The sequence below is a fragment of the Candidatus Nucleicultrix amoebiphila FS5 genome (genome assembly GCF_002117145.1).
GTDB classification, from domain to species: Bacteria; Pseudomonadota; Alphaproteobacteria; order Caedimonadales; family Nucleicultricaceae; genus Nucleicultrix; species Nucleicultrix amoebiphila.
Genome location: NZ_CP008743.1, coordinates 544378 through 568637 on the forward strand (window position 1 = coordinate 544378; position 24260 = coordinate 568637).

Genomic DNA, 24260 nt, shown 5'->3' on the forward strand with positions numbered 1-24260 from the left:
TTCCTCTAGACCTAAGTATATTTCAACATGAGGATTTCTTATGAATAAACTACTTTCTTTGACAGCTGCGATATTTATTACAACTTCAGTTAATGCTTCTAAAATTGATATTTTTCAAGATAGTGAAGCATATGTCGCAAACGCACAAAAAAACTTTAAAGGCACTTTCAAAACAAGTCTTTTGTCGACGCAGGACTCTGTAAAACCTCTTGAGGAGCAAACGCTCGAAGTTTCTTTTAAGCCATTGGCTCACTTTACTTCAGTAGAAGTGCCTTCATTCAGTCGTTATGTAGGTGACAGTGAGTTTGTTCGCTTTAGTGGCGTGATTTCTTTTGGTGACGCAGTCATCTCTTTGAATGATTTCGTACAATCTGGTCTCGTCACAGACGTAAAATTAAATATCTCTTCTACCCCATTGACCGCTACTTTTCTTCCTGGCAATTCAAGCCACTAAAATTCTCGTATTTGCAACTTTAAAAAGCCCTCTCCAGAGGGCTTTTTTATATAATAGTTGTTTTATATAAAAAATTATATTTTTTAGATTTAGCATTATATTAACCAATATTATTGATAATAACTATTATTAGATGTTTTCAATACAGGAGAAAGTAATGCGTAAGTTTTTTAACAAACTTTGGGCTGTAGGTCTCCTCTGTTTGACCCCAGTCTCATTCAATTTACAGTCTGCGATTGCTTCCACGGAAGTCCATCAAACAGATAAAAAAATCACCGTCCTTAATGAATCAACTGACTCGATGGCGAATGTTCTAGGGATTTTGGCGCATCATGGCGTTAATCTCCATGAAACAGCTTTTTTCTTTGATTTTGACGAAACTATTGCAACAAAGGTTTCTCAATGGGTTGGAAAGACATATCACCTTCTAGCAAGTCCAGATTTGTATCGTACGTATGGTCCTGTCTTTAAAGAAGCAAAAGAACAATTAGGTCTTACCGAACATTCTGATGCACGCCTCTTAAACCCCACAGATACTTTAGGTTGGGCTGCACATTATGAGGTGCTAGATGACGCAATAATCCCTCTTATTACTTCACTAAAATTTGGCGGGGCCCATGTTGGGGTTTGCTCGGCCTTAAAAGCCACCTATGACAAATTAGAGATGCTGCGTAAAGTTGGCATTGCCCCTGAAGATTATACCTTTGCTTCTGGAGGGAAAGCAAAAACGATCGAACAATACCTACTCCATAATTTAGTGGACAAAAAAATATCTACCATTGTTTTGATTGACAATAGCGTTAAGTTTGCTCTTGCAGGATATAGTTCTACGATGGGCGAACTCGCAAAAACGCTTCCTCAAACAAAAGAGGTCCCAGAAATTAAAATTATTGCGATTGAATTTACAAAGTTCAATAAAATGGCCACAGTACCAGCCATGAAGGCTGAACTAGAAAATATGATGGAAGCTCTTAACCCTAAGCCCAATCCCCTCGCTATGACAACGGAAATTCCCCATGAAGAGCATAATCTCTCAAGTTCTGGAGAGTATCCTCTTTCACATTCGGGGGAGCATGGACATTAAAATTTAGAAAAGCAAGGAAAGTATAACGTAATACTTTCCTTGTTTATTTTCTGTCCTTCTCTCTTCTGCAATTGATGAATCGCCTGAATATCTATATTCTTACCCCAAGGAAAAATTGTAAAAACAGCCCATAAAGAGATCCATGCGTTATTATTTTTTATTCACAGCTTTTTTGATCTTTTCATCACCAATCTTAGCCAAAGAACCCTATTTAGGAACGACGTTCGCTCATCGCCTCTATTATTCCACTTTGAAAAAATCCTATAAAGACGCTATTCAAACCTTTAAGAACGCAAATAAGGCCGCAGAAGAATCTGGAGCGACTGGTAAAGAAGACAGCGAGGGGGCCTCTGAAAAACGTGAAGAAGCTATTGAAGGACGCTTAGGCCTTATTCACCAAGGAGAACAAATTATTCAAGATATGGGGCATAGGCCCGGAGATATTGATGATCAAACGTTGAAAGGCTATCACGAAATTTATCAACGTGAATTCCACCCTATCGTTGGGCAGTTAGCTAAATATAAACCAAAACCACTTCCAAAATCTTCGGCTTTTGCAAAAGCTCTCCCCTTAAAGCCAACAACGCCACCCTCTCCACCAGCACCAGCAACCACCGCTGCACCTCCTACTCCAGCTCAAACACCTCCAGTAGCGCCTCCTGCATCCCCAGAGCCTGCAGCTGAGCAGCTTCCTAAGAAATAACCTATTTTAGGGGTATTTCTTTTCCTTTCCAAGCGCCGGTACTATCGTCATAGTCATAGACCATAGGCGTTCCATCAATATCGTTATAACTAACCTCCAGACATGTCTCACTGTGGGAAAAGACTGGCAAATTGTCATGGGCCAAATAAACCCCATAATTTTTATAAGACGTATTAAAATTCTTCATTTTGATCAATTCAGGAATAACCTTGATCAGATCGTCCAGCGTTTCAACTGGTTTTCCAGAAAAGCTTGAGATCTTGATGAAAAGCTTTTGGGCTCCAGGAATAGGAGGAAAGCGACCGGAAAAACTGCTCCCTTCTTTGATATTGCTAATAAAGACAGATTTTTCAGGTGCATTGGTTAACTTACGAATAAAATCATCACGTTCATAAAATACCGCGCCACCAAAACTAACCATTCGTTTAATACGCGTTTTAAAAAGGTCATAAAGCCCTACTTCCACATCAAGCAATTTACCTTCGCGATATACGCTGAGTTTGACTTTATCTTTGGAAAGATCATTAAGTTTCTTTTCAAGCAAATATAACTTCGGACCAATTTCTTCACCTTCAATGGACCAAATCATATCCCCCACTTGAAGCTTATCCATCGCTGGGGATCCCTTAAAAATTTCAAGGACACGCAACCCCCGATTAAATGAATCTGGGTAGCTTTTCATAAAAGCATCGACTTTTTCCTGGGGAAAGTGGAAATACTTCACAGCGCGATCAAGAGAGTAGTAATCAAGAATCATGCCTGTATGCTTTCGAGACGGTTGTTTCTTTTGCAAAAGGGATACAAGCGCATCGTTCGCATAACTCATGGGCAAAGCAAACGCAAAATTATCAAAGTCTGAAGAATGAATAAGGGCAACAACTTCACCCTTCATATTCACGACGGGAGAACCACTGGCGCCTCCTCGAGCATTCAAGCTAATACGATAGGATTGATTAGGCAATGTCCCAATGCTTTCATAAATACTGCTAATTTCGCCAGTTTGGAGGGAGTAATTTTGGTTAGCATTTTTACCAATAATAAAAATAGGTTCACCCAAGACTGCTTCATCTTTAGCGATCACAAGCTTAGGAGTACCCGCAGGAATTTGCTTTGGGTTTACTTTGATAAAAGCAAAATCATGCCAAGGATCTACATATACAAATTGCGCATCCACTTCCGTCCCATCAAAGAAAGATACTTCATAAGAAGCAATAGAGGCGGCTCCCACTACATGCTTATTGGTGAGAATGATACCTTTTTCTTTGTTAACGATAAATCCTGTTCCAAAACTCTGAATATTATCGCTATAGGCTGAGATATTTTTGCGTGTCGTAATGCTAACGACATTTTTCTTAACGTTAAGCACAAGATTTTGATCAAAACTGGCCTGGGCTGAAACACCAACCATTATTAACATCAGAACGAAGAATCTCTTAAAAATTCGCATGACTATGTCCTATTCCAATTGTTAAAGCTTTAGGGTTAGGTATCTTTAAATGAAACACTTTGTCAAGGAAGGATGGTTATTTTTTGCTACAAATTAGTCAGCTCTTTTTATTTCTAAATTATCACTTAAAAAATTCATTTTTCGAACACTGTCTAATTTTTTATCTATTAATTTTCCATATACTCTATCAATGTTTTGTTCAGGTAAATAAACTGCTCCAGGCTTAAGCCCTTCTTTTGCTGTAGGGATAATTTTTTTTTAAGAGTTCTGGACTCACTTCATTATCTGGAAGATTACTCCATTCTTTAAATACCGCTTGAGAAGTATTGCTTATGATAAGCGCTTCAAGATGATTTACCGCTGCTTTAATTTCTTTAGCTTTAGCTTGATCTTGGATAATAAGCACAGTATCTAAAATTTTATCTGAGTTCCACAATGCGATACATGTTGCAAAGCCTAATAAGATACTCCCTATACCTAAACCATAATCATGTATTCTCTTACCTATACAGCCGCAAAGTCTACTGTTTTCCTTTTTCTTAGAGTTCATTTGATATCTCTTTTGCTGATGGTTGCCCCCTTAAACCACTCAATAACTTCTTTAGGATCAGCCCCTAAAATAGCCAACCAGATCATAGGCAAGAGATTAAGCGCATAAGGGGGGAGAGCTTTATGATTCATGAGAGCGTCAAATCTTTCTTGGTTTATATTTTCAAACGATCCGTGCGTAAAATGATTTCTGAACGCTCTAAAAATAGAACTATCGCTTTCATAATTTTTAATGCTTTCATCTATTTTATTTACTAAGCAATTCCCAATATAGCCTCCCAGAAACGGATTTTTCTCTTTTAAATCAAAGAATTTATCAAAAATACCCGTTTCTTTTTTTTGGTTTTTATTGCCCCCAATAAGCGCCAAAATCAAATTTGAAAGAAGATCTAAGCTTCTAAAAGAATTGGCAGTTTTCATGAATTGATTAGCAGTGGTTTTATTATAAATGATTGAATCCATAATCATCTTTAACAAAGATATGGCTTTTAAGTTCCTTTCAAAATCGACATACCCATTAGAATCTAGGTAGTTATGCCAATCGTAGACATATGAAATAAGATTATTTAAAAATTTTATGCAGTCTTTTAAGTATTCATAATTCTTGTCTACTGTAAGATTAGAAAAAATTGGACTTAAGAAGCTAGTTTCTTCTGAAGTGCTAGAAAATCTATCGATAACGAACCTTCCCTGATAAAATGCAACGTGAACTTGCTGTTAGTACATTCTAGTGGGTAAGTTAAATAAAATGCATCAAATAATAGAAAAGCTTGGGGATATTGTAATATGTCAAAAATGCTTGGCAGAAGAAATTCCCCTCTATTTTCCTCTCTCACTTTTTTATCTGTTTCCTTTATAGCTGCTTGTAAAGCTTCTGGAGAATCATTCGTTTATTTTAAAAAATATAAAATTCTTGGAAGTCTATTAAGTAATTCAATTTTATCATTTATAAGTTTTACAAGTGTCAGTTTTGATGCTCCATAATGAAGCTTTATACAGTCCAAAGTGTTATCGACTAATTGAGAATAATCTCCATCAGAGGTAGAAAAAGTACCCCACCTAATTTTTAAAAATCCTCAAAATGGGGCGAATAATTAGTGGGAGCTTGTTCACTGCTTTGCTGTTCTAGATTTTTTATTATATTTTAAGAGGTTTGCTCTGAAGAAATCTCAAGGTCCTCTTGAATTTCTAAGAACTCTTTGGGGAAATTTAATTCGATATTTTCACTCTCTTGATTCCATTCTGCAGTGGCATCAATATGGGTTTTAATTACTTCAAAAAGATCCTGTGTGAGATGTTTTATTTTCATTTTTTTATAATATAACTTCCCCTTTTAGGGCTTCCCTTAAACTCTACGAGCTTATGTTTTTGAAGTTCAGCAATATCTCTTTTTGCTGTTTTTTCGCTCACGTTCCAATGATGTGCTATATCAGGTGAGCGGACAATTTTATTATGAGCAATTTTCTGCAGAAACCAGAGTTGACGTTCATTTAATTGGATATTTACAGGGACATTTACAGGGACATTTACAGGGACATTAGATATAAAAACGGGGTGAGGGTGGAAAGTTACCTTTATACTTGAGCCAATCTCTTGCCATTCTGGCTCAGGGTACAGGTGCTCTCTGCAATAAGCAACTGAACGGCTATATCCACTGCCCCATTCTTCTATTAATTTAGCTTCACGAAAAACTCGGGCAATGACACGATTACGAATACGGCTGATGCCCGCTTTAAAGTCTTCAAGGGTCAGTCCAAAAGGCAGCATACCTGGATTCTGAATTTCTAAACGATCATCGTAAATAGCGAGGTGTATACGTCCTCCCAGAGAATAGTCAGCATGGGCGACTGAATTGATAAGCACTTCTCGAATAGCGATCTCAGGATATTCAGATAGATCTTGACGATGTAAGGACCCAATTTGAGAACTCAGACGCGTGTTTCTTTGGATAAATTTTAAAGCCTGATCAATGGCTTCCAAGATTGTTCCTTCTAAAACCTGGCGGTCAATGAAAACGCTTTTATCAACCCCCTTAAAGCGGGCGCAGGTTACTTGAGCTTCTGGAAAATGTCTTGACCGTTTTTTTTCCTTTCCAAAAAGAATTATGCCCCCATTAGAAATGAAGTGTTTTCCTGAGACAGGTAGAACAATCCCTAAAGTTTCTAAAAGTGCCCGTTTATTTTTCTTTCCAAGTGAAGATAGGAAATTTTTGATCTTTGTAGGGTCTAGAGCTTCTTCTGTAAGGTTGGCACACGGCAATTGATCAAAAGAAAGGCCTGAATAGGACCTTTGAAGCTCAGCCACAATTTCAGGACTTGCTTTTCTTGAAGTGGAACCTAACCTGATATAAATCCCGCTTGGAGTACCTTCACTTTTTAAATAAAACGGCCCTGGCTGGTGAGCGACTTTTATAAGCAGCAAGGTTTTCTTATTAGCAGTTATAAATTCAATATCGGGGATTAACGAGGGCGCTATATTATCAGAAAAACAGTTTGCGAGCTTCTCTTCAGCGCTAAGGGGATCATCAATGCCTACAATATCTCCATCAGAAGAACGTCCAATGAGGAGAGTCCCGCCTGCTGTATTAGCAAAAGCGATAACAGTTTTAAGAATTGGTTTTAAGGAAGATAAGTCTCTCTTAAATTCAAGAGTCTTACCCTCGAGCTGAGAGAGAAGATTAAAAATATCCATACTCAATAACTGTATCGCTTAAGGCCACATTTTGCATGATCTTACCATATCACGTTTATGAATAAAGCCAAGATACCCTTGATTTTGGGGGTTTCTTGGATGCTTCTGAAAACCTTCCGATTATTTTTTTGGTAGTTTCAAAGTCTTGGGTTTTCCAGGTGATTTCGTTGAACACGGCATGCTTGTCTCAACATTAAGTAAATATTAAATGAAATCTTTGCAATAGGATTTGATTTAATTTTAATCAACGGATATAAACAAGCCCAATCTTTTTTGAAGTCCTATCGTGGTTATATTCTTTATAAAATCTACAAAGCTATCATAATATTCTTTTAGTATATCGCTCTGCTCTAGGAGTTCTTCTGCGGAAACGCCTAAATCCTTTTCAATTGAGTTCACAAGGGAAGACTTTTGTCGAGCATCCTCACCCAAACTTTGTTTCCACAAATCATCAAAGGATAAGGTTCCTAATTTACTCACAAATTTTTTAACATCTTCATGAGTCAAATATCCTGCTGAATATGTAACATAGTCACTTAATAGCTCATCTGCTTCTTCATTAGAATAGTCCTGGAACCCTAGCACTGGAAGCTGCTCATCAGTATTAATTGTAGCGTTATAGAGTCTCTCAATGATTGCAAAAGATGTATGATAATAAAGCTCCAGATGATCATTATGTTGATCTTCATCATCTAAAAATTTTTTTTGCACGTAATCTGCCAAGTTAATAATAGACGTAGATTTATTTTCAACTTGTTGTGTTAGTTCGTCAGGAACTGGGTAGAAGTTGATAATCATACTCATCGTTACATGCTCCTTTTTCATATCTGCTTAAGCCATAGAAACTAAGAACGGATATCCGTTTCTCAAAATGGCTCAGGCTAAATTATCTCGACAGTGTCGAGATAATTTAATCATGATTATTTCTTATTGTAATAACGATAAGTATTAAAGCCAAGAATGACTGTTAACACTAACAAAAAAACAGCAAATCCAGGGAGCTCAAGGTTCCAAAACAGAACACTAAGACCTGCCATCATCACTGTGACAGCCGCTTGTCCAACAACGGTTGTGCTATATTTATTCATGACGGCTTTATTTAAAAAGCCGTCAAGTGCTTGCACCTGATTTTCACAACGGTTTTTACAAGCGATTGAGTCTAACCCTGGAGCGATGCAGGCATGGCAGAGAGCTCTGCCACAACTTTTACAACTCCCAACAGAGTCCTTCTTTGAATGATTAAAGCAAGTCATACTTTAATGTTAATAATGGACTCAGTTAAACGCAAGCTTTTATAGATAGATTCAAATGATAGAGTACTGTTTAACCTTTAGATTCTGAGGCTCCTTCTCCTCTTCTTAAAATTCATAATTTACTATTGAACTCTTTACATATTTCATGTAATATACATATAATACATATATGAACAAAGGGGATTTAATATGTTTAGTTTTTCATCCGCTGACTGCCAACGTAAGTGGGGGGAAGTTCAAGATAAAGCGATTGCTGCACCTGTAACGATTTCTAACAAAGGTCGAGATCGGTTGGTCTTGATGTCGGTTGAAGAATATCATCGCCTTAAAAAACGTGACCGTCAGGTGATGAGCCTTCAGGATTTCACTACGGAAGATATTGCTGTCCTTAAAGTTGCTGAAGCGCCCGCTGAAGCAGAGGCATTTAATCACGAAGTAAGCAAATAAGACGGTGGACTTTCCTAAGCCCAAAAACGCGCAGGTTATTCGTTATTCCTATTTATGGAAAGAAGAGTTTTTACGCGGATAGGAAGAAGGAGTCAAGGATCGTCCTTGTGCAGTAATTATAGTTACTCAAAATAAAGAGAACGATGATATTGTAACAGTACTTCCTATTTCACACACTCCACCAAGCCCTTCTCAAGCTCTCTTCTCTCTTGAGATACCGGCTGAAACCAAACGGCGTCTTGGGCTAGATGGAGAGAAATCTTGGGTTATATTTTCCGAAGCTAACAGGTTTATTTGGCCTGGCCCAGACCTGCGCATAACGAGTAAAGGAGATATATCAACAGTTGTATATGGTCTACTGCCACAAGCTTTCTATAAAAAGCTTCTTGAGGAATTTCTTGACGCTTTAAATACTAATCGAAAAAATGTTATCCCTCGCACGTAGTGATCCTAAGATACAACGTTCTTCAAAAAGTCTGAGCCTTTATTTTATCAGGATAAAGCGCAAGCTTTAATAACCAAACCAACCCTTTATCTTGGAAACGGTAGAAGTTCCTGTTGACTTAAGACTATAAAAGCTGTTCACAAGGGCGCTGCCGATGTATCCCGATTGCGCAACTCCCCAAAGCTTATCTTTTGCATAGTTAATTGTGCTACGTACGACCCCAACATTATGTCTTTCAATTTCTGCTTGGACTTGAGATCCAAAAAACCATCCGCCGCTTTTACCTGCTTCTTTCCCCATCTCACTCACAGCAGTCGCTCCATTAACAGCAGCGACAAAATCTATTCCATCAACAACTTCTTTAACAATAAAATCGGCTACAAGCATGCTTCCCCCACGAATTAAACGAGAAGCGATCGTGTCTTCGGAATTTTGTTTATGAAATGCTTTCTTTACAAAGAGCGTATCGGTTAAACGATAGATCATGTGTGCTACAAGGGCATTGCTTCCTGGGATCCCAGTACATAAATCCAAGCCATATTCAATTGCGCCAACGAATATATAGCTTTGAACCATATTAAAGGCCATTTCACCTGCAAAATCCCCTAACATCGCACCACCCCGTTTTGCAACGTTCAAAGCTTTTTGGCTTAAAGGCACATCATCACTCAAATCAAAGGAATTCGTCGTGGATCGATATGAAACAATTTCTCCACGTGTAGCTACTTGTCTGGATGAAACGCGATCCCCTTTCCAGTCATCATAGGCTCTTGTCCGAGAAGCTAATAGATCTTGGCTTAATCCAGATAATAAAAGAACTGCGACAGCCATCATTTTGGCGTACTTTGACTTAAAAATCGTACTCATACCCTTAAAACTCCATAAAATTCACATACCTATTATCTTTAAATGGTTGTCTTTCTAAAATTTTCAATAAGACCGTTAAAGTTGTTTTTTGACAAACTCTTATTATTATCCTTGAATACTTGAAATGAATACTTAAATGAACAGAACGATAAAGGTATGTTTTATATTTAAAATTTTAATTATTTTGTGAGTTTATTATGATTATTCAATTGTCAAAAAACCTAAGAACAACAGTTAGTGTTGTTACTCTATTAGCATATTCTGCTGGGGCTTTGTCACCAGTGCTCGCTAAAGATTCTGGACATCATGGTTTGGAGATTGAGTCTATATTAACTCGCTCTCACCCTGGCCTTATGATGCCAACTTATGGCAAAAACAAATCTCAAATTGATGACCGAGTGGTTATCGATATGAACAAGTTAATGTTTGCAAGCCGTGAAACCCAAGAAAAAATTCCTGGAGAAGATCCTTTTGCACCTCAAATTCTAATTGTACCGCCTACTCAGACCCCAGAAGAAGTCGTGATACAACTTGATCAACTCATGGAATCAACTGAGACTATTGCTTCTCCACTCTCAATTCCCGCTCCTGATCACAGCACGAATGAAATTGCGATCCAAATAGATCAACTGAATGACGGAGAAGATCCAAGAAAACCTCATTACGCACCTTCGTCGTCACACTATGACCTTGAAGCTGGCCTTGATTGGTTAGAAAAGGCTGATGCTGAACTTAAAGCAAACCCAAAGGCCTTCTTGGAAGTTGTATTAAACAATCAAGTGCCATTTGAAGAATCAATGGAGCTTCTCTTTAAATATCATCCAACAACACATCGCGCGCTTCATGATGCAGGAATTATCGATGGCAGCCACCACTATCATGAATCAAAAGTTTATAAAGCTGCTTCCTTCCTTTTGGATGCCTTGTTATTAGGTGTTTTTCACGAAGGCTATAAAAGACAAATTAAAGACAAAGTACTGATTGATGGCGTTCTTCCTTTAATGCGTTACTTTGGTAATGTGATGGGCGAGAAAATCATTGAACAAGTCATTGATAAATCTGAGTCTTCGGCCCATGCTGCTTTAGCTAAAATCCTTGAACATCCCACTCAAACTGGAATCAAAGCATTTCTTTATCAATATGCTGCCGCATCGGCTGAATCGGTCACTGATCGTCTTTCATACTGGGGCTATAGATTATCTCAAAGTGCTCTTGGACAAATCAAGAAACTCTTCCCTGCAAGTAAAGCAGCATCATTACAAGAAATTGCTGAAATTGCAGAAAATACAGCGATGAAGAAGAAGCCTTTACAGGTCCTTTGGAATCAGCTTTTAGAAAATCCTCAAGATTTAAAGCAAGCTGAGCTCAACATTTTCCGTTTAAGCCCAAAGGCACATTGGATTTTTGACCAAGATGCTCTTATTCACAAGACGAACGCCAATGCTTTCTGGCATTCATATGCTTGGAAAGGTTTGAGAACTGTAGGCTGGCTAACATTTGATGTTGGTGTAGCAAGTGTTACAACGCCTCTCGTATCCATGGCGATCAATCGTTTGGTTTCAAACATTTTGATTGCTAAGGTTGTGGTACCAACTGCTGACTATGTAGCTGAGTATTTGACTGAACAGGCTTCAAACGTAGACGCAGCTGGAATCATTTCCATGGCTAAGGAATATGCCTATTATGTCCCTAATCTTTTATCTGAAGACATGAAAAAATCATTACATTCAGGTGATTGGATATTATGGGGTATGGAGAAGCTTGGCTATCTCAATCCAAAGCAACTGTTGCGTAATACTATCAGCCTTTATTACAAAGACGTTGGTATTAAAGCAGCGGATAGCATCGTGACAAGTGCAGGTCAGATGGTTATTGAAAAGGTAAACAATACAGTTGCTCCTATCCTTGAGGAAAAGATGACACCTTCCTCAAAAGAACCAAGACGCTCTGATCGCATCAAAAAGCAAAAAGAGTTGGGTACTTATCGTACGAAACGTATGTATGACCCTGAATCAGGTCAGTGGGTTCCCCATAAACTTACAATTGAGAAAAAAGGTGCTTTTCTCGCCCCTGCTCAATAAAAAGAGACATGCTCTATCAAAGAAAAACCCGGATGATTCACTCATCCGGGTTTTTCTTTTTAAAACCAAGACCGTATGCAAATTTTCACTATTTTTTTCCATTTTGTTAAAATGGCTTTAATCTTCTATCGTTACATTTCTAGAACATAACCAGGTCATCGATGAGACATTCAGTATTAGTTCTAGGAACGCTCTCTTTAACGCTAGTTATTTCAGCCATCAGAATCTGAAGAAAAGTCAACGCCCTTCTATTGAAAAAGCAAGTATACAAACAAGCCTTCCTTCTACTCATCATTCAGTAAAATCCTGGAAAGAAAGGCAACTTGCCCTTAAAAAAGCCGACTACTACACACCCATGGTTGAATCATGTATGGATCTGAAAGAAGACAGTAATAAATAATTTTGTCTTTTTGTTAAAAAGAATTGATTTAAACGCTTAATTATCTTAATAGTCATTCATTCTATTAATAAAATGGATCGATAATGGATTTATCTAAAATTACCAGTGGCAAAAATCCGCCTTGGGACGTTAATGTTTTTATTGAAATTCCCATGGGAGGAGACCCTGTAAAATACGAAATCGATAAAGAATCTGGCGCTCTTTTTGTTGATCGTTTTTTACATACCGCTATGGTCTATCCAGCTAATTATGGGTTTATTCCGGGCACCATGGGGCAAGATGGCGATCCCCTTGATGCTTTAGTGTTAAGCCGAATTCCTGTAATTCCGGGGGCAGTTGTACGATCGAGACCTATTGGTATTTTATTTATGGAAGACGAAGCGGGCATGGATGAAAAAATCCTAACCGTACCAATAGACAAATTAAGCCCTTACTACAGCACAATCAAATCCTACAAAGATCTGCCTGATATTCTATTACATCAAATCCAACATTTCTTTGAGCATTACAAGGATTTGGAATCAAACAAGTGGGTTAAGATTTTGAGATGGGGTTCAGCAGAAGAAGCAACAGATCTTATTCTTGGTTGCTTCAATAAAAAGGCAGCTTAACAGATTTAACTGCTAAGCTGCTTCAATCAGGGTATTATTTTTTTGTTGGTAAATTTTCAAGAATATAATCCGCAAGACTTGATACTCGCTTGGAATATTTCATATGAGGTCTATAATAATAATATAGATTAATCTCTTGACCACCATACTCTGGCAAAATTTCCACTAAACCGTCTTTATCACTTTGAATAACGTTTTCACCTAGAGTAGCAATGCCCAATCCATCTTTTACGGCGCGAATTAATCCGTCTGCCGAGTTGATTTGCAAATAAGGCTTATGTCTCTTTAGTTTTTCAAACAGCCAATCAGCATTTTTCAGAGCACTGGGATTGCTTAATGAATATGCTAAGAGTCGATGGTTCTTCAAATCATCAAAACTTTTCGGCTTACCAAACTTATCAATGTATTTTTTGCTAGCATACAGACGATGGACTAAAGTTGTTAAATAAACGGTCTCCAAGTCAGATGCTTCTTCTTCAGGCAAATAACCGATACAAACATCAGCCTCATTGTTTTCTAAAGTAAGATTAGAAGTTCCATGCAAAATCAAGCTAATATCTGGATAAGCTTCCAAAAACCCTGGTACAAACTTCATAATCCAATGATTGATTAAACCAGCAGTAGAATAGACAAGTAAATTTCCACGGGGCTTTTTGTTAAAGTCTTCAATCATTTGCTCAGCTTCTCTCGACAACTTTAAAATATCGAGAGTTTTATCCAGAAGAATTTTTCCTGTATCAGTTAAAACCATTCCCTGATGTTTACGGATGAAAAGCTTGCTTTTTAAACTCTCCTCAAGAAGACTAATGGTACGACTGACGGCAGATTGAGCAATATTTAACTTATAGGAGGCGCGTAATACACTTCCCTCCATAGATACAATGTAAAAGACTCTAAGTTTTTCTAAATCCATGATACTCTCAACTCGTTAATGACATTTCATCCATATATATATACTAATTTTAAAAATAAAGAATTTTTTTATATCTCATTTTTAGAAACCTAAAAGCATCTCTAAATCATTCTGACGAATTTTGCCAGTTGAAATGGACCACGAGAGATCAACTACAGTAGAATATGAAAAATTAGAGGGAGGACTTAATAAGCAACTAAATACGTAATGTGATTAAAGCAATTTTTTTCCAAAACAATCGTTTTCATATATTTTCACCAAATTGATATATTGATACAATTCAACACAAATTACATTGCGGAATGATTTTTACAGGGTATTTCTAATTTAATATTTTTCACAATCGTGCCTATGAGGTAATTTACTTCATACATTTAATTCCTGACTGTTCAATTGTCAAGTGTTAGTCTTGATGTTTTTCAATTTGAGCAACTATTTATTTAAAATAGAAACTAAATACTCTCTCTATTTTTGTAAACTCAATGGATTCCCAGAATCATTAGCTTCATGATAGCTTTGATCATACAACATTTGCTCATCGTCATTTAAAGGTTGAGCTCCTATTATTTCCTGACGTTCTCCAAGCATTACCTGATTTGGCATTAACGCTTGTCCCTGCGCCACAGTTTGAGCCATGGAAAGGTTTTGTTTAAAAATATATTCTTGTTGAGAAGCCGTTGCGAGCTGCTTATTAAAATGATCTAGTTTATCACAAGATTCAGAAGCTCTTCCGACAGCAATGTGAAATTCCCGAATCCGTTCACGAGGCACTTGGGCGCGCATTTGCCATAAATTCTCCACCTGTGAACGACAACTATTGGCAGTCATTTGCACATTTTGTGCAGAAATTCCTTCTAATGGTGATTGAGCCACCACTGGCATTTCTGTTGTTTCAATCTCATTATCGGAACTCGAAGAGCAAGCTGTAAGTACTATCACACTCAAAACTAACAAATTCTTATAAGATTTTGCATATCGCTGCATCACAAATCCTTTTCAATCATCAATCTATAAAGACTGCTAACACTGGTCTTTCATAAAATCAAGTGGCTAAGCTTATGAGATAAAACTTTAGTTGAAAATCTATTGACGTATAAGTGTCCACAAGTGTTCAGGTCGTCGTAAGTGACGATAATCAAAGATATGCAAACGTTCTGGTCCACGACGATCATAGCAAGAGACAATGCGCACCGATATCGAGTCAATCCCTTCTTGTCTACCCAGAGATGTAATGGAAGTTTCGCGAAACATTTGAAATACTTCTTGTCCTCCTTTGCGTCGTTAAACAAGAATCACCCCTAAAAATATTATACCACACAATAGTTTGTCAGTATTTTTTATAATGCAAATTGCGTTAAGAACTAATTTTAGGTACAGTTGTAACAAATAAAAAAATGTGGAGATTCACGTGATTAAGAAAAGTTTTATAGTATCGTCCCTCCTTCTTCTCTGTGCCTGTCATCGCCCCACTGAAATTGAACCTGGCCTATGCCCAAGCGGTGATCAGGTAAGAGTAGTTTTTGAAGAAATGATGTCTACAGGCAAATTGCGACATATATCAAATGGAAGAATTTATGAGTTATTCTCAACTGTTGGAGACACGACAATTAATCCAACAACAACTATGACAGTGACCGAAATTGAACCTGTTTACCACCCACCTGTCCCTGAATTTTTCAAGGATGTTTGTTCTTATCTCATTGAAGATACTGGGCGTTCACTAACCGTAGGGATTGGTGTACGCCGCAGTTGCCACGATTAAGAGTCGTTAGCTTTTCCAAACAACATAGGTCTCGGCTAGTTTATCATGGAGACCTTGTTTCTTCTCTGTAAAGGCAATCATCAAGTACCCTATCATCAGAATAATGCCTGAAAGAATACTAGCTGCATACCTTCCCAGGGCTCTTAGAAAACTAATCCTTTGATAATCAAGGCCAACAACTTTTATACCACAAACTTTCATACCTATGGTTGCTTGCCATGAAGAGCTTTGCAAAAGTGAGAAGTAGAGGACATCAACGATCAAAATAATCAGTTGCACGCCTAACCCCATTCCCATAAGCGCGCTTGATCCAGCAAATGCTGTCATCATCTGATTGCCCTCAGTCATTGTCATCGTTCCTCCCCCACCAACCATCATGATAGGCATGAGCACTACCCCTAAAGCAAACCCAATAGCTCCTAGAACGATACGATCAATAAAAAATGCTACCAACCGAATCCAAAATCCACCGTAATGCACTGACATTTTTTTGTCTCCAATTTTGGGTGCAACATTAATAGGCCGACTCATTAATGTTGTTGCTTGACGAGCTGTTTGTTTAACCGCTTTCTTTGCAACTTTTTTCGTAGTTTGTTTTACTGCTTTCTTAGCTGTTTTCTTTTTTGCTTTTGTCTTTTTTTGAACCACAACATCCTCCTCTTCCCTTCTCCAGGGAGTGTTTACGTTACTACCTCCTTAAGGACTTAAATTCCTAAGGAGAGCATTTTTTTACTTCAACTCTTCACAACAATTGTATCAGTCAACACGTCATAAAGAGCTTGTCTCTTCTTGGTAAAGAGCACCGGTAAAAAGGCCAAAACCAGAAGTGGAAACAAGATCAATAAGATGAACATCATAAAAAATCTGCCAAAGGCCTTCAAAAAGGTAATTTTTTGTCCTTTAAGGTCCGTGATTTTTAAGCCCAGAGCTCTCATGCCAAATGTAGCCTGGTATTGAGAAGATAACTGGAAGCAAAAATAGAGAGCTAAAAGTGCAAAATACTGTACGACAAAGAGCCCTAATTCTTGTGAACAATGGCTGAAGACGGGTCCTCCAGTTGCCATGCACTTGAAGAGATTGTCCAAAATCTGAATTGTCATCCATAAAGTTAAGATCTTAAACAAGGCTATATCTAAAACGAATGCTATTAAACGGCGCCAAAAACCTGCATAGACAACAGCAGCTCTTTTTGCAGCGACAACAGTCGCTGACTTAACAGAAGCCCTGACTGCCTTTTTAGCCACGGTTTTTTTGGCTTTTGCAGCGACTTTTTTCTTCATGGGTGCCCCCCTAATAAGGTTTCTCCTACCCTATTCTAAGGACAATATATTTAAATAAAGATTAACACCGGAGTAGAAATTAATTTTTTAAGGGCTTGAAGAAATTCTGCAGCAACTGCTCCATCCACAACACGATGATCGACAGACAAAGTACAAGTCATAACTGTTCCTACTTCAATCTGGCCATTTTTATTCACAATAGGACGTTTTTCTCCAGCTCCTACAGCTAAAATACAACCCTGAGGAGGGTTAATCACTGCTGAGAAATCCTTAATTCCATACATCCCAAGATTAGAAATGCTAAAAGTTCCACCCTGAAATTCTTGAGGCGTAAGTTTACCCGCTCTTGCTTTAACAATGAGCTGTTTTGCTTCGGTACTAATCTCAAAAAGTGATTTATTGTGAGCTTCACGAATGATGGGCGTAACTAACCCCCCATCGATTGCTACAGCCATAGAAATATCAGCACTTTGGAAAATTTTGATATGCCTTTCACCCCAAGTTGCATTGGCTTCTGGAACTTGCGTAAGAGCTTTAGCACAAGCTTTGATAATAAAGTCATTCACTGAAATACGGGCTTCTTTTTCTAAGTCCTCATTGATTTCCTGGCGGGCCTCCAACAAAGCGTCGATCTCACAATCAACACTTAGATAAAAATGAGGCACATTTTGCTTTGATTCTGTTAAACGCTGTGCAATTACCTTACGCATATTGCTTAATTTTACTTCTTCATAAGCTGGGAACATTCCATCACTTGCAATGATAGGACCTTGCGGAATTCTAGAAATTTTTGATTGAGGAATCGATTTACCTGTAGATTTCTCCACGTCAGCCTTAACGATTCGTCCCTTAGGACCAGTACCTTGCACAGTATTCAGACTAATTCCTTTTTGTTCAGCCACGCGCCGCGCTAAAGGACTGGCAAAGACTCTTTCAGAATGTTGTGATCTTTGAGGTTGAACGATTTCTTGAGCAACAGCTTGGTTAACTGGTGCAGAAGGTGTTGAGGTCGGTTTCGGAGCAGAAGCAGCAATTGGTTTTGCAGTCTCTATTTTGATGTTCTTTAATGCTGAAGCATCTTCACCCTCTTCCAACAGAACAGCAATTAAATCATTAACTTTAACGTTCTCACTGCCTGCAGCTACATATATCTTCGCCAAATTCCCAGAATCAACAGCTTCAACTTCCATTGTGGCTTTATCTGTTTCAATTTCGGCGAGTAGATCTCCAGGAGATACTTTATCTCCCTCTTTTTTTAACCAACGAACTAAGTTACCCTCGGTCATAGTCGGTGAAAGCGCCGGCATGAGGATTTTTATAGGCATTGTCGGATCCCCGTTAAATAGTTTCTATAAATTTAGCGATAACAGACCTCATGGGCTGCAGCAATAATATTTTCAACCTGAGGCAGTGACATCTTAACTAGACTTTCAGCATATGGCATTGGCACGTCAGCTCCTGCTACTCTTTTGACAGGGGCATCGAGATAATCAAAAGCATGCTCCATAATAATGGCTGAAATTTCAGAACCAATTCCTGAAAAAGCCCATCCTTCTTCAACGTTCACCAAGCGATTTGTTTTCTTGAGAGATTCAACAATTGTAGAAGTATCAAGAGGACGAATCGTGCGTAAATCAATCACTTCAGCACTGATTCCCTGTTCCTTTAGACGATCAGCTGCTTCAAGAGCATGCTTAACCATTAATGAAAAGGCCGTAATAGTTACATCAGTTCCTTCTCGCAAAACTGCAGCTTTTCCAATGGGAACGAGATAATCAGGTTCGTCGGGCACTTCAAAGCTGTGACCATACAAAATTTCATTTTCTAAAAAAATAACGGGATTAGGATCTCGAATTGCTGATTTTAACAAACCTTTAGCATCAGCTGAGCTATAAGGTGAAATGACCTTAAGTCCTGGACAATGGGCATACCAACTAGCATAACATTGAGAGTGCTGAGCCGCAACGCGAGCCGCTGCACCATTGGGGCCACGAAATACAATGGGACATCCCATTTGGCCACCTGACATATAAAGAGTTTTAGCAGCGCTGTTGATGATATGATCGATTGCTTGCATAGAAAAGTTAAATGTCATGAATTCAACAATGGGCTTTAGCCCGGCAAAAGCTGCACCAACTCCTAATCCAGCAAAGCCATGCTCAGTAATAGGTGTATCTATAACTCTTGCAGAACCAAATTCATCTAAAAGTCCCTGTGAAACCTTGTAAGCTCCTTGATATTCTGCAACCTCTTCTCCCATTAAAAAAACATTGGGATCACGGTGCATTTCTTCAGCCATCGCTTCTTTCAATGCTTCACGAACTGTCATAATTTTCATTAGCTTCTGTTCTCCCATCTCTCTCTCCTACCAGCCTATTGAAGATGAACCAGAAGAACTTGGCTCTGAAGCACTCTTATCTGAGGCCTGAGGGGTCTCGCCTACATAAATATCTGTAAATAACTCTGACGCATCAGGTTCAGGACTAGTTTCTGCAAACTCAATCGTTTGAACCATGATTTCTTTAATCTCTTTTTCAAAAGTTTTGAACTCAGCTTCGCTTACCTTAAATTCTTTCTCTAATTTTGATTGTAGAAGACTTAAAGGATCTGCTTGTTCTTTAACGCTCTCCACTTCTTCTTTAGAACGGTATTTTCCAGGATCAGACATAGAGTGTCCACGATAACGGTAGGTCTTCATCTCAAGAATAATCGGTCCTTTTCCAGAACGCACATGGTCGACAGCCATACGGCCGGCAGCTTCTACCTCGAGAATGTCCATACCATTCACTGGATACCCTTTAATTCCATAAGCAATACCACGATTATAAAGTTCATGGGGCATTGCTGCATGACGGGCCACTGCTGTTCCCATGCTATATTGATTGTTTTCAATAATATAAATAACTGGCAATTGCCAAAGAGCTGCCATGTTAAAGGCTTCGTATACCTGACCCTGGTTAACGGCCCCATCTCCCATGTAAGTCACGCATAGGCCGCCATCTTTACGATATTTATGCGCAAAAGCGAGTCCTGTACCTATCGGTACTTGAGCTCCCACGATACCATGACCACCAAAGAAATTCTTTTCACGGGAGAACATATGCATAGAGCCTCCCTTACCTTTTGAATATCCACCAATACGCCCTGTAAGCTCTGCCATTACTCCTTTGGGATCCATACCACAGGCAAGCATATGACCATGATCACGATAGGCAGTAACAATGGTATCTTTTTCAGTAAGACACGATTGAAGACCTGTAACAACGGCTTCTTGACCAATATAGAGATGACAAAACCCTGCAATCTTTCCCATACCATAGATCTGCCCGGCTCTTTCTTCAAAGCGACGAATAAGCAGCATCATACGATAGTGCTTTAGCAGTTCTTCCTTAGAAAGTTTAATTTTAGGAAAACTGTGCGCATGAAACTCAGAAACAACAGAGGGTTTATATTCTTTTTTCAAGGCGGCGCCTCCAGCGTTCTGAGCCATTTGATATCCTCAAGTGTTTAATAATTTCTTAAAAATACATAAAACTTTTGGGGCAAAGCCCCATTAAAAGTCTATCAATAAATGAAATTAGGCTTGTTGAGGAGACTCGGTCTCTGCTGCAGGAGCCTTTTTAGCTTGCTTTTCAGCCTTTGGCTTAGCTTCTTTCTTCACTTTAGTGGCTGAAGTTTCAACCGCAGAACCAGTATTGTCGGCTTCACGATTTGCATAATTAGTTTTCTCAGCGATACGAGCACTCTTACCAGAACGGTCACGCAAATAATAAAGTTTTGCGCGACGCACATGACCGCGACGTACAACTTCAATACGAATACTTTGTGAATAAAGAGGAAATACGCGTTCGACACCTTCACCAAAGGACATTTTACGAACGGTAAAAGAAGAGTTGATCCCTGAATTTTTACGCGCAATACAAACACCTTCATAGGCCTGCACACGCTCACGATCACCTTCAACAACTTTCACCATAACACGCAAGGTATCACCTGGTGCAAAATCAGGCACAACTTTGTCCTTTAAAATAGTTTGCATTTGTTCGTGTTCAAATTGCTGAATGATATTCATGATTCACCCTTTCCTAATCCTTTTGACTTCTCGCAATACTGCTTCCAAAGATCGGGACGCCTTAAGCTAGTAATCTTTTCGGCTTGCTGGCGTCGCCATTTCCTAATTAACGCGTGATTCCCCGAAATTAATTCCTCTGGAACTTTCATACCATTCCAGTCCGCAGGTCTTGTATATTGCGGATATTCGAGGAGATCCTCATTAAAACTTTCCTCATCCAACGATTCAGGCGATCCAATTACGCCTGGCAAAAGCCGCAAAACTGAATCCATCAGCATCATTGCAGCCAGCTCACCGCCAGAGAGAACAAAATCTCCAATACTTACTTCTTCTATGCACCAATCATCAATAACACGTTGGTCAATGCCTTCAAAGCGACCACACAATAACCCTATTGTGGAACAATGTGCAAGCTCTTTTACACGACTTTGTTTTAGAGGGGTCCCTCGAGGGGTTAAATACAGGAGTGTCCTAGGTTTCTTAACCTGAAAATGAGCCCTCAGAGCCGCATCCACCACATCTGCCCTCATAACCATACCTGGTCCACCCCCATAAACGATATCGTCAACTGTTCGGTGTTTGTCTGTGGCATAGTCTCTAATATTAATGGCTTCACATTGCCATAACTCATTATCAAGAGCTTTCCCTATAATTGAAGCTTTCAGTGGACCTGGGAACAACTCTGGGAATAAAGTAAAAACCTTAAAATGCATCAGACTTTCTCTTCCTGCCCAGTCACTATCGGCACAAAATCTTCATTAATTTTAATGGTTTTCTTAATAAGATCTATCTCTGGAACCGCATCGTTAGTAAAAGGAATCAACACTTTTTTTGTAGTTGCTTTTAATTGCACCTCTAAAATATCTCCTGCGCCAAAATTATGAACACTAATAATCCGTCCATAATCTTTCTCATCTACAGTCAATACCTTTAATCCAATAAGATCAGCGTAAAGATACTCATTGCTTTGCAAAGGAGGCAAGTCTTGACGCTTTACATACAAAGACATCCCTCGTAATTTTTCAGCTTGATCTGCTGAGATTATATTATTTATTTTAAGAATAAAATTTTCCCTATGACGAGTAGGAATCATCTCTAAAACTTTGTATTCATGCCCATGTTCATCAACAAAAACTGAGCATTTTTCTATATCTTTTATGTGATTGATATAAAAGCGACAACGCACAGCCCCCTTGATCCCATGAAGGCCTTGGATTTCACCAATTAAAACTTTCGACGAATCTTGAAGTGCCATGCGTTGTTCATAGTGCTTTAAGAGCGCTTAGCCTTCTGTAGAAGGCTGTGGTTCTTCAGCGACAGCAGCAGATTCTTGCTCAACAGAAGTTTCTGCGACGGGCTCTGGCGCAGGAGCTGCTGCTGCAGCGGCAGCCTCAGCTTCTGCTGCTTTTTTTGCTTCTTCCGCAGCTGCTAATTTTTCAGCTTCAGCAGCTATACGTTCTTGGGCTTTTTTCTTAGGGGCAGACTTGATCGGGTCTGAATAAATCTTTGGCATTGGTGCCAATCCTTGTTGACCTAAAAAGCGACCAACACGATCTGTGGCCTCTGCGCCTACACCCAACCAATACTTCACACGCTCTGTATTAAGAACCAAACGCTCAGGATGATCCTTAGCGACCATGGGATTATAACGACCAATTTTCTCAATAAACTTGCCATCGCGTGGACTTCTTGAGTTGGCCACCACGATACTATAATGGGGGCGCTTCTTTGATCCACCACGAGCGAGACGTATTTTAAGCATTTGTAACTCCTTCTAGTTTACTCATTCGTTTTCAATTTACTTCGGCGAAAAAAGTCCCTTTAACCCTTGGCGCAAAAAACCTTTTTTACCGATTTTTTTAAAGCGTTTCATGACATTGAGCATATCTTGATACTGCTTTAGCAATCGATTCACGTCCTGCACTGTGGTTCCTGACCCCTGTGCAATACGTTTTCTTCTTGATGCATTTAAAATTTTGTAAAACTTTCTTTCTTTAAGGGTCATAGAATGGATAATCGCTAATTGACGTTTTATTAAGTTATCGTCAATCCCCGCTTCTTCTATCTTATCCTTGAATTTTCCCATACCAGGCAGCAAATTCATAATCCCAGACATTCCACCCATTTTTGAAATCTGTTTTATCTGAGAAGCGAAATCATCCAAATCAAAACTACCTTTTTCGACTTTTTTCGCAAGTTTTTCAGCCTCTTCACGATCAATAGTCTCAGCAGCCTTTTCAACCAAAGTAACCACATCACCCATATCAAGAATACGACTGGCAATACGATCGGGATAAAATATATCAAATTGCTCAACTCTTTCGCCTAATCCCACAAATTTAATAGGACAACCGGTCACTTGACGCATAGAAAGAGCAGCTCCTCCACGCGCATCACCATCCACGCGTGTAAGAATAATGCCTGTTAAATCTAGTTTTTCATGAAAACTTTTTGCAATATTCACCGCATCTTGACCGGTCATTGCATCAGCCACCAACAGAATTTCCGTTGGCTTCAGAGCTTTCTTGATATCAGCTAGCTCATCCATCAATTCTTCATCAATATGGAGACGTCCTGCCGTATCAAGGAGCAAGACATCATATCCCTCAAGACGGGCCATTTCATGAGCTCGCTTAGCAATAGCTAAGGGCTTTTCTTTTTCTTTAATAGGTAACGTAGTGATTTTAGTTTGTTGACCAAGAACTTCAAGTTGCTCACGCGCTGCAGGACGGTAAATATCCGTCGATGCCATCAACACTTTTTTACGATATTTATTCGTGAGAAAGTGAGCAAGTTTTCCCGTCGTCGTAGTTTTACCAGACCCTTGAAGCCCCGCCATCATGATAACCACCGGCGGCGTAGAATTTAAGTTAAGATTACTCTCTTGACTTCCCAGAATCTCGATCAAATGATCATGAACAATTTTTACAACCATTTGAGCGGGGGTTACACTTTTAATAACCTCTTGCCCAACGGCTCGTTGCTTTATGGATTCGATAAACTCCTTCACAACAGGCAGTGCCACATCCGCTTCTAACAGCGCAATGCGGATTTCACGTGCAACAGCAGCAACGTCATCTTCGCTCAAAGCGCCACGGCGCTTTAGACGATCAAAAATATCACCAAGTCTTTTACTGAGACTCTCAAACACGAACCAAAATTCTCCAAAAAGAAAATCGCCAGTGAGCGATACTCGCCGAC

The 24260-nt window shown here is 38.9% G+C and carries 29 protein-coding genes; 8 read left to right on the forward strand and 21 right to left on the reverse strand.

Annotated elements, in window-relative coordinates; translation table 11 throughout:
• The first annotated feature begins 40 nt into the window (after positions 1 to 40).
• From GQ61_RS02585 to GQ61_RS02595, 3 genes are all read left to right on the forward strand, one after another.
• Positions 41 to 454 (forward strand): hypothetical protein, encoded by a 414-nt coding sequence (locus tag GQ61_RS02585; RefSeq protein ID WP_085783800.1) that lies wholly within the window; start codon positions 41 to 43, stop codon positions 452 to 454.
• 157 nt (positions 455 to 611) lie between these two features.
• Complete coding sequence (locus GQ61_RS02590; protein ID WP_085783801.1) at positions 612 to 1538, forward strand: hypothetical protein; 927 nt, start codon at positions 612 to 614, stop codon at positions 1536 to 1538.
• Between the two features lie 142 nt (positions 1539 to 1680).
• A complete protein-coding gene (locus GQ61_RS02595) occupies positions 1681 to 2241 on the forward strand; it encodes a hypothetical protein (RefSeq protein ID WP_085783802.1) in 561 nt (186 codons plus the stop codon).
• 1 nt (position 2242) lies between these two features.
• Here the strand turns inward: GQ61_RS02595 and GQ61_RS02600 are convergent, their stop codons facing one another.
• From GQ61_RS02600 to GQ61_RS02610, 3 genes are all read right to left on the reverse strand, one after another.
• Positions 2243 to 3688 carry a trypsin-like peptidase domain-containing protein gene (locus tag GQ61_RS02600; RefSeq protein WP_085783803.1) on the reverse strand — a complete coding sequence of 482 codons (1446 nt, stop codon included), beginning with the start codon at positions 3686 to 3688 and terminating at the stop codon, positions 2243 to 2245.
• Positions 3689 to 3911: 223 nt separating this feature from the next.
• The gene (locus GQ61_RS02605; protein WP_085783804.1) at positions 3912 to 4238 is read right to left on the reverse strand and encodes a hypothetical protein; all 327 of its coding nucleotides are present in this window, start codon (positions 4236 to 4238) and stop codon (positions 3912 to 3914) included.
• On the reverse strand, positions 4235 to 4699 hold the full coding sequence (locus GQ61_RS02610) for a hypothetical protein (RefSeq protein ID WP_157111121.1): 465 nt from the start codon (positions 4697 to 4699) through the stop codon (positions 4235 to 4237). The genes GQ61_RS02605 and GQ61_RS02610 overlap by 4 nt, the downstream gene beginning before the upstream one ends.
• Before the next feature lie 324 nt (positions 4700 to 5023).
• On the opposite strand from GQ61_RS02610, the gene GQ61_RS02615 reads away from it, so the two are divergent.
• Positions 5024 to 5221: a hypothetical protein gene (locus GQ61_RS02615; protein WP_085783806.1), complete on the forward strand. Its 198-nt coding sequence runs from the start codon at positions 5024 to 5026 to the stop codon at positions 5219 to 5221.
• A 160-nt stretch (positions 5222 to 5381) separates the two neighbouring features.
• On the opposite strand, the gene GQ61_RS09145 is transcribed toward GQ61_RS02615, so the two are convergent.
• The 4 genes from GQ61_RS09145 to GQ61_RS09150 all read right to left on the reverse strand — a co-directional run bounded on the left by GQ61_RS09145 (position 5382) and on the right by GQ61_RS09150 (position 8181).
• On the reverse strand, positions 5382 to 5546 hold the full coding sequence (locus GQ61_RS09145) for a hypothetical protein (protein ID WP_157111122.1): 165 nt from the start codon (positions 5544 to 5546) through the stop codon (positions 5382 to 5384).
• Positions 5543 to 6928 carry an AlbA family DNA-binding domain-containing protein gene (locus GQ61_RS02620; RefSeq protein WP_085783807.1) on the reverse strand — a complete coding sequence of 462 codons (1386 nt, stop codon included), beginning with the start codon at positions 6926 to 6928 and terminating at the stop codon, positions 5543 to 5545. The genes GQ61_RS09145 and GQ61_RS02620 overlap by 4 nt, the downstream gene beginning before the upstream one ends.
• A 240-nt stretch (positions 6929 to 7168) precedes the next feature.
• Positions 7169 to 7732 (reverse strand): DUF1877 family protein, encoded by a 564-nt coding sequence (locus GQ61_RS02625; RefSeq protein WP_198157382.1) that lies wholly within the window; start codon positions 7730 to 7732, stop codon positions 7169 to 7171.
• 116 nt (positions 7733 to 7848) lie between these two features.
• Positions 7849 to 8181, reverse strand: coding sequence for a hypothetical protein (locus GQ61_RS09150; RefSeq protein WP_157111123.1), 333 nt, complete (start codon positions 8179 to 8181; stop codon positions 7849 to 7851).
• A gap of 189 nt (positions 8182 to 8370) precedes the next feature.
• On the opposite strand from GQ61_RS09150, the gene GQ61_RS02635 reads away from it, so the two are divergent.
• Complete coding sequence (locus GQ61_RS02635; RefSeq protein ID WP_085783810.1) at positions 8371 to 8628, forward strand: type II toxin-antitoxin system prevent-host-death family antitoxin; 258 nt, start codon at positions 8371 to 8373, stop codon at positions 8626 to 8628.
• A 511-nt stretch (positions 8629 to 9139) separates the two neighbouring features.
• Here the strand turns inward: GQ61_RS02635 and GQ61_RS02645 are convergent.
• The gene (locus tag GQ61_RS02645; protein WP_085783811.1) at positions 9140 to 9940 is read right to left on the reverse strand and encodes a hypothetical protein; all 801 of its coding nucleotides are present in this window, start codon (positions 9938 to 9940) and stop codon (positions 9140 to 9142) included.
• Between the two features lie 197 nt (positions 9941 to 10137).
• Here GQ61_RS02645 and GQ61_RS02650 point away from each other — a divergent pair, with 197 nt between their 5' ends.
• Positions 10138 to 12021: a hypothetical protein gene (locus GQ61_RS02650; protein ID WP_085783812.1), complete on the forward strand. Its 1884-nt coding sequence runs from the start codon at positions 10138 to 10140 to the stop codon at positions 12019 to 12021.
• A gap of 483 nt (positions 12022 to 12504) precedes the next feature.
• Complete coding sequence (gene ppa, locus GQ61_RS02655) at positions 12505 to 13032, forward strand: inorganic diphosphatase (RefSeq protein ID WP_085783813.1); 528 nt, start codon at positions 12505 to 12507, stop codon at positions 13030 to 13032.
• Between the two features lie 34 nt (positions 13033 to 13066).
• Here the strand turns inward: ppa and GQ61_RS02660 are convergent, their stop codons facing one another.
• From GQ61_RS02660 to GQ61_RS09155, 3 genes are all read right to left on the reverse strand, one after another.
• The gene (locus GQ61_RS02660) at positions 13067 to 13945 is read right to left on the reverse strand and encodes a LysR family transcriptional regulator (protein ID WP_085783814.1); all 879 of its coding nucleotides are present in this window, start codon (positions 13943 to 13945) and stop codon (positions 13067 to 13069) included.
• A gap of 465 nt (positions 13946 to 14410) precedes the next feature.
• Positions 14411 to 14929 carry a hypothetical protein gene (locus GQ61_RS02665; protein ID WP_085783815.1) on the reverse strand — a complete coding sequence of 173 codons (519 nt, stop codon included), beginning with the start codon at positions 14927 to 14929 and terminating at the stop codon, positions 14411 to 14413.
• A gap of 99 nt (positions 14930 to 15028) precedes the next feature.
• Complete coding sequence (locus GQ61_RS09155; RefSeq protein WP_157111124.1) at positions 15029 to 15196, reverse strand: hypothetical protein; 168 nt, start codon at positions 15194 to 15196, stop codon at positions 15029 to 15031.
• Between the two features lie 157 nt (positions 15197 to 15353).
• On the opposite strand from GQ61_RS09155, the gene GQ61_RS02670 reads away from it, so the two are divergent.
• Positions 15354 to 15707, forward strand: coding sequence for a hypothetical protein (locus GQ61_RS02670; RefSeq protein ID WP_085783816.1), 354 nt, complete (start codon positions 15354 to 15356; stop codon positions 15705 to 15707).
• Between the two features lie 6 nt (positions 15708 to 15713).
• On the opposite strand, the gene GQ61_RS02675 is transcribed toward GQ61_RS02670, so the two are convergent.
• The 10 genes from GQ61_RS02675 to ffh form a co-directional block, all read right to left on the reverse strand.
• Positions 15714 to 16355: an RDD family protein gene (locus GQ61_RS02675; RefSeq protein ID WP_085783817.1), complete on the reverse strand. Its 642-nt coding sequence runs from the start codon at positions 16353 to 16355 to the stop codon at positions 15714 to 15716.
• 86 nt (positions 16356 to 16441) lie between these two features.
• Positions 16442 to 16987, reverse strand: a complete 546-nt coding sequence (locus GQ61_RS02680) for an RDD family protein (protein ID WP_085783818.1) — start codon at positions 16985 to 16987, stop codon at positions 16442 to 16444.
• Between the two features lie 50 nt (positions 16988 to 17037).
• Positions 17038 to 18312, reverse strand: coding sequence for a pyruvate dehydrogenase complex dihydrolipoamide acetyltransferase (locus GQ61_RS02685; protein ID WP_085783819.1), 1275 nt, complete (start codon positions 18310 to 18312; stop codon positions 17038 to 17040).
• Between the two features lie 32 nt (positions 18313 to 18344).
• Positions 18345 to 19343, reverse strand: a complete 999-nt coding sequence (locus GQ61_RS02690) for a pyruvate dehydrogenase complex E1 component subunit beta (protein WP_085783820.1) — start codon at positions 19341 to 19343, stop codon at positions 18345 to 18347.
• Between the two features lie 9 nt (positions 19344 to 19352).
• Positions 19353 to 20351, reverse strand: a complete 999-nt coding sequence (pdhA, locus tag GQ61_RS02695) for a pyruvate dehydrogenase (acetyl-transferring) E1 component subunit alpha (RefSeq protein ID WP_408606992.1) — start codon at positions 20349 to 20351, stop codon at positions 19353 to 19355.
• A gap of 213 nt (positions 20352 to 20564) precedes the next feature.
• The gene (gene rplS, locus GQ61_RS02700; RefSeq protein WP_085783822.1) at positions 20565 to 21059 is read right to left on the reverse strand and encodes a 50S ribosomal protein L19; all 495 of its coding nucleotides are present in this window, start codon (positions 21057 to 21059) and stop codon (positions 20565 to 20567) included.
• Positions 21056 to 21772, reverse strand: a complete 717-nt coding sequence (gene trmD, locus GQ61_RS02705) for a tRNA (guanosine(37)-N1)-methyltransferase TrmD (RefSeq protein ID WP_085783823.1) — start codon at positions 21770 to 21772, stop codon at positions 21056 to 21058. The genes rplS and trmD overlap by 4 nt, the downstream gene beginning before the upstream one ends.
• Complete coding sequence (gene rimM, locus GQ61_RS02710; protein WP_085783824.1) at positions 21772 to 22314, reverse strand: ribosome maturation factor RimM; 543 nt, start codon at positions 22312 to 22314, stop codon at positions 21772 to 21774. Before rimM ends, trmD begins: the two co-directional genes overlap by 1 nt.
• Before the next feature lie 27 nt (positions 22315 to 22341).
• Positions 22342 to 22821 (reverse strand): 30S ribosomal protein S16, encoded by a 480-nt coding sequence (gene rpsP, locus GQ61_RS09325; protein WP_085783825.1) that lies wholly within the window; start codon positions 22819 to 22821, stop codon positions 22342 to 22344.
• Between the two features lie 36 nt (positions 22822 to 22857).
• Entirely contained in the window at positions 22858 to 24210 is a 1353-nt protein-coding gene (gene ffh / locus GQ61_RS02720) for a signal recognition particle protein (protein ID WP_085783826.1), read from the reverse strand.
• Positions 24211 to 24260 lie beyond the last annotated feature (50 nt).